This window comes from Pseudofrankia coriaricola (assembly GCF_032027725.1).
Taxonomy (GTDB): Bacteria; Actinomycetota; Actinomycetes; order Frankiales; family Frankiaceae; genus Pseudofrankia.
Genome location: NZ_JASNFO010000076.1, coordinates 18,544 through 30,819, shown reverse-complemented (window position 1 = coordinate 30,819; position 12,276 = coordinate 18,544). Strand labels below are relative to the sequence as shown.

The following is a 12,276-nucleotide window of genomic DNA, read 5'->3' as shown; positions in this document are numbered from 1 at the left end:
TCCTCAGATGAGGCCGGCGGCGGCGAGGTCAGCGGTGAGCTCGGCGCGTTGCCGGTCGGTCAGCGGCAGCAGCGGCACTCGCGGGTCGCCACCGGACATCCCCAGCAGGCCGGCCCACGCCTTGATGAACGGAATCGGCAGGATCCGGTCGCGAACCCACTGTCCGTGCAGCCATTTCGACCCGAGGGCGCGCAGCGGTTCGAGTGTCGCGGCCACTTCGGCCGCCTTGTCGAACTCGCCGCCCAGAGCCAGCTCGGTGTACTCCCGCATCGGCTGCGAGCTCGCTGTCTGGAACAGATAGGGCAGGGCCGACGACATGTACACCGTCTGCCCGTGGTCGCGGATGTTCTCCAGCCAGGTGGCCTCGTTCGCCTCGCAGACCAGGATGCGGTCCCCGACGCGCGCCAAGGTCTCCAGATAGCGGGCGTGGTCGTGGCCGACCTTGATCCCGCACACGTTCTCCACGTCCGCGAGCTCGTCGATGAGATCCATGGGTAGCGTCACGCCTGAGTAGCTGGTGTCGAACAGCCAGACGCCGATATCCACCGACGACAGCACTTCCTGGTACCACGCCCGCAGGCCCGCCGCGGAGGCCGGCGGGTAGTAGGGGTTGATGACCACCGCGAAGTCCGCGCCGATCTGCTCGGCGTGCCGGGTGAGCTCGATCGTGGTGGCGGCCGAGTGGTCACCGGTGTGCGCGAGCACCGGGCAGGCACCGCTCGCCGCGCGCACCACCGCCTCTACAGCCTCCTTGCGCTCGTCGGCACTCAGCGCCCAGAACTCGCCCATGACGCCGGCGCAGAAAACCCCGCCGACATGGAGCTCGCGGGTCAGGCGCTCGAGGTCCGCCGCGATGGCGTCCTGGTCGAGCCGACCGTCGGTGGTGAACGGTGTGGTGGTGGCGGCCCACAGGCCGGTGAACTGCTTGCGGGCCGCCTCCTTGGCCTCGCTTCGCGCATACCGCACGTCGGTGCTCCCATCAAGATTGGCCATGTGGCCATGCCAGTTGTGGCGAGTGTCGTCCGGGTGTCCCGTGCTGTCAACGCCGAACCGGCGATCGCTTTGCTGGTCCACGGGCCTTGACGAGGAGTGGGTCGAGCTTGATACTGGCCTAGCCAATTGACCACATGCGTCGCTGAGCCCGTTCCGCGGCCACCGCGCGCCGACTGGTGAGTCGAGGACCTTATGTCGTTGCAGGAGTTCGTCCCCACGCCGAAGTTCGACGACTACCGGCGCGCGTTCGAGGAGTTCTTCCACCTGGAGCGCCGTGACGGGGTGCTGGTCGCGCGGGCGCACACCCGCGGCGGCTCGATCCAGCTCAGCGTGCAGAACCATCGCGCTCTCGGCCAGCTGCTCAAGACGATCGGCGCCGACCCGGAGAACGAGGTGCTCATCCTCGCCGGCTCGGGCCCGGACTTCATGATGGAGTCCGATCCGTCCGGGTTCGAGCTCGAGGACGCCGACATGCCCTACTGGGCGTACGAGTACGCCTACAAGGACGGTCGTATCAACGTCTCCTCACTCATCAACGACCTTGAGATCCCGACCATCGGTGTCCTTAACGGGCCGGGCTTCCACACCGAGATCGTGCTGATGTGCGACATCACGTTGTGCGCCCAGGAGGCCACTCTCTTCGACCTCCACTACGACATCGGCTCCGTGCCGGCGGACGGGATCCACACCTGCTTCCAGGAGCTGCTCGGCGTGAAGCGCGCCGCGTATGCGCTGCTGACCGGCGAGGCGATCTCCGCGCGCACGGCTCTCGAGTGGGGGATGGTCAACGAACTGCTCCCTCGTGAGCAGCTGATCGACAGAGCCCTCGTCATCGCCGACCACATCATGAGCCAGCCGCGCATCACCCGGCGGCTGACCACGCAGATCGTCCGACGGCCGTGGAAGAAGCGCATCGTGGACGACCTGGACGGCGGTTTCGGAATCCAGATGTTCGGTCACGTCGCCAAGCAGAAGAGCATTCACGGCCGTGAGGCGATCTCCTCGACCGTGGAATACGTCCGGCAGGGGCGGCGCAACAACTTCGACAAGGACGGCAATTCGGCGTCGGCCGGGGGCTGAGCCCTCACGGGCATGCTCGATGCCGCGTCCGCCAAGGAGGGAAAGATGCCGGAAGTACACGTCTACATGGCCGAGGGCCGAACGGACGAGCAGAAGCGAAACATGATGCTCGCCGTCACTCGCGCGCTCGTGGACAACCTCGACTGCCCGCCGGACGTCGTCACGGTTCAAATCATCGAGTCCAGGTGGACCGACAAGATGAAGAACGGCCGGACGTTCGCGGAGCGCTATGCCGAAAAGACCCCGCCGGGTTACCAGGCCCGACAGGCCGACCAGTGAGCCTGTCCGGGCGGGCTGGGGCCGGGCGGACGAAGGAGGACCTGACATGACGAAGCTCGGCTGGCTCGGTACCGGCCGAATGGGCGCCGCGATGGCGGCCCGGTTGATCGACGCCGGTAACGATGTGCTCATCTGGAACCGCACCGCCGCCAAGACCGCCCCGCTGGTCGAAAAGGGCGCGACGCGGGTCGAGACTGTCGCCGACCTGTGCGCGGCGGACGTCGTGTTCACCATGGTGTCGACTCCCAGGGATCTCGAGGAGGTCGCCGCCGGGCCCGGCGGTCTCCTCGCGTACGAGCAGGAGCCCGAGACCGCGCTCAAGGTCCTCGTCGACTGCTCGACGGTGTCCATGGAGACGTCGGCGTGGGTGCGCGCGCGGGCGGCGAAGGCCGGAGTTGCCTTCCTCGCCGCCCCGGTGAGCGGCAACCCGCACGTCGTCGCCTCAGGCGGCGCGAGCATTGTCGCGTCCGGCCCGCGCGACTCCTACGACCTCGTCGCGCCCTATCTCCTACAGATCGCGAAAGTCGCGGTGTGGACGGGGGAGGAGGAGCAGAGCCGCCTCGTCAAGCTCTGCCACAACCTCTACCTCGGAGTCATGGTTCAGGCGCTCGTCGAGGTCACCAGCCTCGCCGAGAAGGGCGGCACCGATCGCGCGGCCTTCCTGGAATTCCTGAACGGCACCGTCCTGGGTTCGGACTGGGTCCGCAAGCGGACGAAGGACCTGGTCGCGCAGGACTGGACACCGACCTTCACCACCGAACTGTTGCGCAAGGACTTCGACCTCGGTCTCGGCGCCGCGCGCGCCCTGGAGGTCCCGATGCCGGTGGCGGCGTCGGTACACCAGCTGATCCAAAGCGCCATCGGGTCGGGGCTGCGCGACGCGGACTTCCTGTCGCTGTTCGTCCAGCAGGCCAGGATCGCCGGGCTCCCAACCGAAACCGACCAGTTCCCCACGAAGTCGTAGCAGCGCACAGCCACGCCCGACACCCCGGCAAGGCCACGTAGTCCAAGGAGAGTGCCCATGCCCCATCTCGCCGCGGAATCCAGCGAGGTGCGCCGGTTCGCCGACGCCCTCCGGCTCGAAGCCGTGCGCATGGTAGCCCCGCACGGCTTCGGCTATCTCGGCCAGGCGCTGTCCTCGGCGGAGCTCCTCGCGACGTTGTACCTGCGGGCCTATCGCCCCGGCGTGGACCAGCTCGTCTGCTCGCCGGGTCACTACATCATCGCCGTGTTCGCCGCCGCCGCGCAGATCGGACTCGTCGACCGAGAGCAGCTCGCCACGTACGGCTTCGACGACAGCGCCCTCGAAGCGATCGGCACGGAACGCTCGCCCGCGGTCGACCTCACCTGCGGGTCCCTCGGCCTCGGTCTGTCCAGCGGTGCCGGCTTCGCGCTCGCAAACCGGTTAAAGGGCGATAGCGATGCCCGCGTCTACGTCGTGGCAAGCGACGGAGAGCTGGAGGAGGGCCAACTGTGGGAGGCGGCCTTGTTCGCCGGGCACCACCACCTCGACCGGCTCGTCGTGCTGCTCGACGCCAACGACTCGCAGGTCGACGGACCGGTCAGCTCGATCACGACACTTGAACCGGTAGCCGACAAGTGGGCGGCATTCGGCTGGAACACCCACGACATCGACGGCCACGACGTCGACGCCCTGGGCGACGCGGTCGCCGCCGCCCTGCACGCCGACCGGCCGAGCGTGATCATCGCGCGGACCTCGACACGGACCGGACTGGACGTCCTGCCGCCAGACGCGGACGGGCACTTCATCAAGCTGCCGCCGGGCCTCGCGCGCGAGGCCATCGCCGAACTGGAGGCCCGTCTTGCGTAACCCGCCATACCCCACTGTCCTCAAGCCCTACGGCACCGCGCTGGTCGACATGGCGTCGGCACGCGAAGAGATCGTCTGTCTGTCGGGTGATCTCACGCGCCAGTGTGAGGTCGACCTGTTCCAGGAGAAGATCCCGGAACGGTTCATCCACGGCGGAATGGCCGAGGCCAACATGATGAGCGTCGCCGGCGCTCTCGCGCGCAAGGGTCTGATCCCGTTCGTGCACACCTTCGGTGTGTTCGCCACCCGACGGCCGTACGACCAGATCGTCAACTCGATCGCCTATCCGCGACTTCCCGTGCGCATTGTGGGCTTTATGCCCGGCGTCTCCAGCCCCGGCGGGCCGAGCCACCAAGCCATCGAGGACATCGCGATCATGCGTGCAATCCCTGGCATGACCGTGATCGACGTCGCCGACGCGGTCCAGAGCCGCGCCGCCGTCGCGGCGATCGTCGACCTTCCCGGCCCGGTGTACCTGCGCCTGAAGCGGGGCGAGATCCCGGTCATCTTCGACGAGCCACACCACCTCTCGCTGGAAGACGCGCAGGTGCTCACCGAAGGCGACGCCGTGGCCGTGATCGCCTGCGGAATGATGATCCCTGCGGCTCTGGCGGCGGCTGAGGTGCTCGGCGCCGCCGGCGTGTCCGTCGCCGTGGTCAACACGCCTGTCCTCAAGCCGTTCCCCGGTCCGACAGTGCTGGATGTGGCGCGCGGCGTACGAGCCGTCGTCACCGCGGAGAACCACTCCGTCATCGGTGGGCTCGGTTCGGCCGTCGCGGAGACACTCGCGACCGCGGGGCTGGGCCGTCCGCTGCGCCGCGTCGGGCTGCAGGACACCTTCGCGGAGGGCGCGAAGAGCGCTCCGCACCTGTTCCGGAAGTACGGACTGTCCACGCGCGACATCGTCGCCGCGGCATGGTCCGCCCTCGGCCGTGAGGACCCGACACCCACGGTGCCCGAGCTCCCCGTGACCGCCGGCGAGTACGCGCCGGTCTGAGCAGCGACGGTGTGCGATTCGGGCGGCGGCGACTGGAGCCGCGCGAGCGCGCCAGCGCGCGGAAAGCGATAAGACATGCCCCACGATCTGGATGCTCTGCTGAGTGCGGTGCCGACGCGGCTGCACATCGGCGGTGAGTGGCGCGACGCGAGCGACGGCGCCACCCTCGAGGTCATCGATCCCTCGACGGCCAAACCGCTGACCACGGTCGCCTCCGCGACCCCCGATGACGGGATCGCCGCGGTCGCCGCCGCCGAGGAGGCGCTGCGCTCCTGGCGGCGCACCGCTCCTCGTACGCGCGCTGAGCTGCTGCGGCGCGCTTTCGAGCTGATGATGCAACGACAGGAGTGGTTCGCGCTTCTGATCAGTGCGGAGAACGGCAAAGCGCTCCCAGACGCGCTGGCTGAGGTCGCGTACGCCGCGGAGTTCTTCCGCTGGTACTCCGAGGAAGCGGTCCGGCTGGGCGGAACCGTCCACGTCGCCCCCAGCGGCGACTATCGCGTCGTCGTGGAACGCGAGCCGATCGGTGTGGCCGTTCTGGTTACCCCGTGGAACTACCCCGCGGCGATGGCGACGCGCAAGATAGCGCCCGCGCTCGCGGCCGGCTGCACCGTCGTGCTGAAACCAGCGACCGACACGCCGCTGACCGCTCTCGCCACAGCCGCCCTGCTCGCCGAGGCCGGCGTACCGCCAGGGGTGGTGAACGTGCTGCCCGCGCAGCGCTCCGGCGAGGTCGTCAGCAGGCTGCTGTCCGCGCCCGCCGTGCGGAAGGTCTCCTTCACCGGGTCGACGGCGGTCGGTGTCACTCTCCTGCACGCCGCGGCCGACCGTGTCCTCAGCTCGTCGATGGAGCTCGGCGGCAACGCTCCGTTCCTCGTGCTCGCCGACGCGGACCTGGACCGGGCCGTCGCCGGTGCCATGGCGGCGAAGATGCGTAACGGCGGAGAGGCATGCACCGCGGCCAACCGCTTCTATGTTCACGACTTGGTCGCCGACGAGTTCTCCCGCGCCTTCGCCGCCAGGATGGAGTCGCTACGTGTCGGCCCCGGGTACGAGGACGGCGTGACGCTGGGTCCGCTCGTCAACGAAGCGGCGCGGGACAGGATGGGTGCCCTCGTGGCCGATGCAGTCGGCCGCGGAGCCGCCCTCGTCACCGGCGGCGCAGTCCCGGACCGCGAGGGCTACTACTACCCGCCGACGGTGGTCGACCATGTCCCGGCCGAGGCCAATCTCCTGCGTGAGGAGATCTTTGGCCCCGTCGCCCCGATCGTCCGATTCACCGAGGTAGACGAGGCGATCACCGCGGCCAACGTGACGGACTACGGGCTCGTCTCCTACGTCTACACCGCCGATCTTGCCGAGGGCATGCGGGTCGCTGAGGCGCTCGAGACCGGGATGGTCGGGCTGAACCGCGGGATCGTCTCCGATCCGAGCGCACCGTTCGGTGGCGTCAAGCTAAGCGGCCTTGGTCGAGAGGGCGGCCACGAGGGAATGCTCGAGTACACGGAGACCAAGTATATCGCCACATCGTGGTAAAGATTGGCACGAGTCCGACCGGTAGGGCACGGTACAACTTATGGAGAAGAGATGAACGATCCTGAGCAGTTCGGCGGCTCAGGCGCCAACCCGTTCGTTCTCCGCAACGGGCTCGTGCTGTCGATGGACCCGCGGGTCGGTGACTTCGAGACCGCGGACGTCCTGGTCCAGGACGGCAGGATCCAGGCAGTCGGCCCCCAGCTCACATCCGACGCGCCCTCCCTCGACTGCGCCGGGCGAATCATCCTGCCGGGATTCGTCAACTCGCATCACCACATGTTCCAGACCGCGCTGCGCGGCTACTGGGCCGACGCGCTGTCCGACGACTACTTCAGCCAGTCTCGTCAGGGTGACAAGGCGTTCTTCCACGTCTACACGCCCGAGGACATCTACTGGGGCCAGTACGCCGGCGCCCTAGAACAGATCAGCTCCGGAACGACCACCGTCGTCGACACGTCCCAGTGCACCGAAACGCCCGAGCACACCGACGCCGCCGCCGATGCCCTCATCGCCTCCGGCTTGCGCTGCGTCTACGCGTACTCGCCCAGGGCCCACGGAAGCAGAGCCCACCCGTCCTACGCCTACCCGGCCGACGTCGACCGCCTCCGCGACACCTACTTCAGCTCGGACGACCAGCTCGTGACCCTGGCGCTGGGCTCGCCGGTCGACGAACAGAACTGGCGCCTAGCCCGCGAACGTGACCTCACCATGTTCTCCCATGTCAACGACGAGGCGACCGGCCTGCAGCTAGAAAAGCTCAGCGGACTCGGACTCACCGGGCCATGGAACACCTACATCCACTGCACCGGCCTCGCGGAGAGCACGTGGCGCACGATCGCTCGCACCGGCGGCCACGTAAGTTTGTCGAATCTCGTCGAACAGACGCTCTGCACTGGCCTACCAGGAATGCAGCCCGCCCTCGACCACGGAATACAGCCGAGTTTTAGCACCGACGCGGTCAGCCTCGGCCCAACCGACCTCTTCACCCAGATGCGCGCCGCCTACGCGCTGCAGCGAAGCCGCCGGCAAGAGCGCGCCATCGCCGGCGAGCCCGTCCACTCAGACCCGCTCACCACGCGGGACATCCTCAGGATGGCCACCATCGAGGGCGCACGAGCGGCACACCTGGACCACCGGGTCGGCTCCCTCACTCCGGGCAAACAGGCGGACATCCTCGTGCTCAACGCGCTCGCGCTCAACGCGGCCCCCGTCAACCACGCAGCCGGCGCCGTCGTGATGCTGATGGACACAAGCAACGTCGAGACAGTGATCATCGGCGGGCGCGTCGTCAAGCACGCCGGCCGACTGGTACGCGTGAACGTACCGGCCGTCGTGAAAGCCCTCCAGCGCTCCGTCGACGGCATCCTGTCCCGATCGGCAGCCCCGCGGGTCCTCTTCACTTCCTGCCGCGCTTGAGCGTGTCGTTAACTTGCCTGCCTCTCAGGTCGTCCCGCGGTCGTCTCGTCTTTGGACAAAGCGCCGACGAGTTCCTGCAGACCCTCGCCGCCTACTGTGAACGAATCAACGACTCGGGCGCGAGGTATTCCTCAAGCCACCACCATCTCACTTGATCCCATCTGCGGGCCCCTCGGCTAAGGCCCCTGGGAGGTGCCGGAGCTCCTGCCGCGCTGGTGGGCCGAGTCTGCATGACGATCAGGCCGCTGGGGAAATCGTGCTGGCGGGGCGCCGCGACTACTGGTCGGCTTGTCGCATGTGACGGCGTGTCGACGACTTCGACGACTGGGGAGACGGGCCCGTGCGTAGTCGCTGCGCACGATCGCCAGGCTGGGGAGACTCCGCGGGATGGTTCATTTGGCGGCTGGTCGGGACTGGAGACCTGGTGGCTGGGCGAAGCCCTCGCGCAGCGTGGGCAGCGTTCGCTTTCCGGACGCTTTCAGGGACCGGGCGGGTGGGGTCACCCGGGTGCGGAGTAGGCGGTCACCGGGCCGGCCACTGCCAGCCGTACCCGCGCGCCGGGGCTTGGGAGCTGGTCGCCTGGGATTCTGGCCGTCACGGTCAGACCCGAGCGGGTGAGCTGGAGCTGGACCGTCGCGTCGTGGCCGAAGTACCGGATCTCGGTCACCTCACCGACCAGGTCACCGTTGCGGCCACTGTCGTGGGCGCCGTCGGTGCCGTCCGCCGGGCCGAGGAGCCTTATCTGCTCCGGCCGGATGAGCACCCGCGCCGCGCCCTCGGCGCCACCGGCGGCCACCGGCAGTGTGCCGAGGTCGCAGGACGCGGTGAGGCCGGTGACGACGGCTGGCACGAACACGGCCGCGCCGACGAACGCTGCCACGACCGGGTCGCCGGGCATGGAGTAGACATCGCGCGGCGGGCCGACCTGCGCGATGCGGCCGGCGGCCATCACGGCGACCTGGTCCGCGAGCGACAGCGCCTCGTTCTGGTCGTGGGTGACCAGCAACGCGGTGGTTCCGTTGGCGCGCAGGGCCTCGACGACCGCGTTGGCGGTGCTCAGGCGCAGCCCGGCGTCCAGGGATGAGAACGGCTCGTCGAGTAGCACGAGAGCGGGGCGGGGCGCCAGCGCGCGGGCGAGCGCCACCCGCTGCTGCTGGCCGCCGGAGAGCTGGTGCGGGAACCGGTGGGCCAGGCCCGCGTCGAGGCCAACGAGGTCGAGCAGTTTCGCGGCGCGGCGACCGGCCCGGCGCTCGGTGCGGGGCAGCCCGAACCCGATGTTGGCCGCGACGTCCACGTGCGGGAACAGCGCGCCCTCCTGCGGGACGTAGCCCACTCCTCGCCGCTGGGCGGGGACGCTGCGACCGGGGCCGAACACCTGTCGCCCGCCGAGTTCGATCGTCCCCGCATCCGGGTCGCCGAATCCGGCCACCAGCCGCAGCAGCGTGGTCTTGCCGCAGCCCGAGGGCCCGAGCACGGCCGTCACGCTGCCGTCGGTGACGTGCAGGTCGACGCCGGCGAGCGCCGTCGTCGCGCCAAAATGCTTGGTCACCTGGCTGACGGTGAGCGCTTTCATGGGCCTCTCCGGACCGATCGGGTGAGCAGGAGCGTCGCCGGGGTCGACAGCGCCACCATGAGCGCCGCGTACGGGGCGGCCGCGCCGTAGTCGATGTCGTTCGTCTCGCTCCAGAACTGGGTCGCCAGCGTCTCGGTGCCGGTCGGCGACAGCAGCAGCGTGGCGGTGAGCTCAGTGACCACCGCGAGGAAGACGAGGATCGCGCCGGCTCCGATGCCGGGCGCTATCAACGGGAGGGTGACGCGCCGCCAGGCCCGCATCGGGGAGTTCCCGAGGGCGAGCGCGACATCGTCGAGGACCGGCGGTGCCTGCGCGATCGCGGCCCGCGCTGCCACCATGGCCCTGGGCAGGAACATGATCGCGTATGCGATGATCAGCAGGGTGGTGGTCTGGTACACCGCCGGCAGCACCCGCAGGGACAGGGTGACGAGCGTGAGCGCGACCACGATCCCCGGGAGCGCGTTCGCCGTGTAGGTACTACGTTCAAGGAGCGTGGCGATCCGTCCGGGGTGCCGCACCGCGAGCCAGGCGACCGGGGATGCGAGCGCGACCGTCGCCAGCGCCCCGGCCAGTCCCAGACCCGCCGCGGTCGCCGTCGCCGTGGCCAGGTCGCCGACCGGGAACGCCGTGGAGGCGCCGACCAGCAGCCACCGGACGACGCTGGCGAGGGGCACTCCGAGTGCCAGCGCGACGACCGCGCCGAGACCGGCCACCGCGGGGACGGTGAGCCACCCGAGCCGGGCCGGTTCGGCGGTACGGCTGACACCGGACCCGAGCCGGGCGTAACGGTGCCGGCCGCGCAGGCTCAGCTCGGTCACGACCAGCACCCCGCAGTACAGCACCAGGACGCCGGCAAGCATGTTCGCCGCCGGGCCGTTGAACGACGAGCGGTACTGGTCGTAGATCGCCGTAGTGAACGTCGGGAACCGCAGCATCTGGAGGGCGCCGAACTCGGCGAGCAGATGCAGGCCCACCAGCAGTGATCCGCCCAGGATGGCCGGTCGCAGCTGCGGCAGCACGACCCTGGCGAACGTCCGCCACGAGCCGAGCCCAAGCGAGCGGGCCGACTCCTCCAGCGCCGGGTCGAGCCCGCGCAGCGTGGCGCCGACCGGTAGGTAGACCAGCGGGTAGTACGCGAGCACGACGATCAGGAGCGCGCCCCGGTAGCCCTCGACCGCTGGGGTCAGCGAGACCCACCCGTAGCTGACGACGAACGCCGGCACCGCCAGCGGGGCGGCGAGCAGCACGTGCCACACCCGCCGCAACGGCAGGTCCGTCCGTTCCACCAGCCACGCGGCCGCGGTGCCCAGCACGGCGCTGGCGAGCATGCCGCCGACCACCAGCTCGGTGGTGTTGACGAGCAGGTCGCCGACCCTGGGCCGGACCAGCAGCCGCCAGGTCTCCGACCACCCGACGTCGATCGTGTACCCGATGATGAACAGCAGCGGGACCGCCGCCAGCAGCGCGACGAGCGAGCAGGCCAGGAGCAGCGGGCGCGGGTACGCCATGACCGTGGCGCGCCGTGCCCGTGCTCCCGCCGTCGTCGGCAGGCTGCTCAGAGGAGGCCGGCCTTCTGCATCAGCTCGACGACCTTCGGGCCGTTCAGACTCCCGACGTCGATGGTCGGCGCGTCGAGGTCCGCCAGCGGGGTCAGGGCGGGGTTGGTGGGCACCTTGTCGGATACGGCGTACTCCAGTGCGCCGCTGTCGACCAGGACCCTCTGCCCGGCGTCGCTGGTGAGGAAGCTGACGAACTGCTGCGCCTCGGCCTGCTGGTCACTGGCCGCGAGCATGCCGACCCCGGAGACGCTGATGAACGCGCCAGCGTCCTGGTTGCGGAAGAAGTGCAGCTTGACGTTCTTGCTGTCCTCGCCCGACTCCGCCTGGTCCTGGTACCAGTAGTAGTGGTAGATCACGGCGGCGGGAACCTGGCCGGTGTTCACGGCGCGCATCGCGGCGATGTTGTTGTCGTAGATCTTTGCGTTGTGGTCGAGGCCGGCGAGCCACTCGGCCGTGGCGGGCTCCCCCTCCACCGCGAGCACGGCGCTGACGATGGCCTGGAAGTCCGCGCCGCCAGCCGCGACGCCGATCCGTCCCCGCCACTCGGGCTTGGCCAGGTCCATGATCGAGGTCGGTATCTGGTCTTCGGTGACCTGGCTGGGGTTGTAGATGAACACGGTCGACCGGGCGGCGAAGCCGGCCCAGTTGCCGGTGCTCGGCACGTACTGGTCGGGCACCTGGCCGATGGTCGCCGCGTCGAGGTGGCTGAACCCGCCAGCGCGGTCGACGAGCGTCATCGCCGGCGAGTTCTCGGTGGCGAAGACGTCCGCGGGCGAGCTGTCGCCCTCCTGGATGATCTGGTTGGCCAACGCGGTGTCGCCGCCAGACCGCATTTCGACCTTGATACCGGTCTGCTCGGTGAACGCATCGATCATGACCTGCATCAGGTCCTTGTGCTGCGCGTTGTACAGAGTAAGCGTCTTTCCGTCACCCGACCCACACGCCGACAGGCCCGTCGCAAGGATGGCTGCCGCCAGCGCGGCCGCGATCCGTCCCGCCTTACGCATGGAAC

Annotated in this window: 11 protein-coding genes; 7 read left to right on the top strand and 4 right to left on the bottom strand. The window is 69.2% G+C overall.

Going from position 1 to position 12,276, the window contains the following annotated elements:
- Positions 1–3 precede the first annotated feature (3 nt).
- Positions 4–966 carry a dihydrodipicolinate synthase family protein gene (locus QOZ89_RS33700; RefSeq protein ID WP_312627815.1) on the bottom strand — a complete coding sequence of 321 codons (963 nt, stop codon included), beginning with the start codon at positions 964–966 and terminating at the stop codon, positions 4–6.
- Positions 967–1,185: 219 nt separating this feature from the next.
- Between QOZ89_RS33700 and QOZ89_RS33695 the strand changes: the two genes are divergently transcribed.
- The 7 genes from QOZ89_RS33695 to QOZ89_RS33665 all read left to right on the top strand — a co-directional run bounded on the left by QOZ89_RS33695 (position 1,186) and on the right by QOZ89_RS33665 (position 8,132).
- Positions 1,186–2,073, top strand: coding sequence for an enoyl-CoA hydratase/isomerase family protein (locus QOZ89_RS33695; protein WP_312627813.1), 888 nt, complete (start codon positions 1,186–1,188; stop codon positions 2,071–2,073).
- A gap of 45 nt (positions 2,074–2,118) precedes the next feature.
- A complete protein-coding gene (locus QOZ89_RS33690) occupies positions 2,119–2,352 on the top strand; it encodes a tautomerase family protein (protein WP_071049769.1) in 234 nt (77 codons plus the stop codon).
- Between the two features lie 46 nt (positions 2,353–2,398).
- Positions 2,399–3,316: an NAD(P)-dependent oxidoreductase gene (locus QOZ89_RS33685; protein ID WP_071049644.1), complete on the top strand. Its 918-nt coding sequence runs from the start codon at positions 2,399–2,401 to the stop codon at positions 3,314–3,316.
- Between the two features lie 57 nt (positions 3,317–3,373).
- On the top strand, positions 3,374–4,183 hold the full coding sequence (locus tag QOZ89_RS33680; RefSeq protein ID WP_071049643.1) for a thiamine pyrophosphate-binding protein: 810 nt from the start codon (positions 3,374–3,376) through the stop codon (positions 4,181–4,183).
- Entirely contained in the window at positions 4,176–5,180 is a 1,005-nt protein-coding gene (locus QOZ89_RS33675; protein ID WP_071049642.1) for a transketolase family protein, read from the top strand. The genes QOZ89_RS33680 and QOZ89_RS33675 overlap by 8 nt, the downstream gene beginning before the upstream one ends.
- A 75-nt stretch (positions 5,181–5,255) precedes the next feature.
- On the top strand, positions 5,256–6,716 hold the full coding sequence (locus tag QOZ89_RS33670; RefSeq protein WP_071049641.1) for an NAD-dependent succinate-semialdehyde dehydrogenase: 1,461 nt from the start codon (positions 5,256–5,258) through the stop codon (positions 6,714–6,716).
- A gap of 51 nt (positions 6,717–6,767) precedes the next feature.
- Entirely contained in the window at positions 6,768–8,132 is a 1,365-nt protein-coding gene (locus QOZ89_RS33665; protein WP_083418834.1) for an amidohydrolase family protein, read from the top strand.
- Between the two features lie 499 nt (positions 8,133–8,631).
- On the opposite strand, the gene QOZ89_RS33660 is transcribed toward QOZ89_RS33665, so the two are convergent.
- From QOZ89_RS33660 to QOZ89_RS33650, 3 genes are read right to left on the bottom strand one after another with little or no spacing between them, the layout of a single operon-like run.
- Complete coding sequence (locus QOZ89_RS33660) at positions 8,632–9,705, bottom strand: ABC transporter ATP-binding protein (RefSeq protein WP_071049640.1); 1,074 nt, start codon at positions 9,703–9,705, stop codon at positions 8,632–8,634.
- The gene (locus tag QOZ89_RS33655) at positions 9,702–11,213 is read right to left on the bottom strand and encodes an ABC transporter permease (protein ID WP_071049639.1); all 1,512 of its coding nucleotides are present in this window, start codon (positions 11,211–11,213) and stop codon (positions 9,702–9,704) included. Before QOZ89_RS33655 ends, QOZ89_RS33660 begins: the two co-directional genes overlap by 4 nt.
- A gap of 47 nt (positions 11,214–11,260) precedes the next feature.
- Complete coding sequence (locus QOZ89_RS33650) at positions 11,261–12,271, bottom strand: iron ABC transporter substrate-binding protein (protein ID WP_071049638.1); 1,011 nt, start codon at positions 12,269–12,271, stop codon at positions 11,261–11,263.
- Positions 12,272–12,276: the final 5 nt, after the last annotated feature.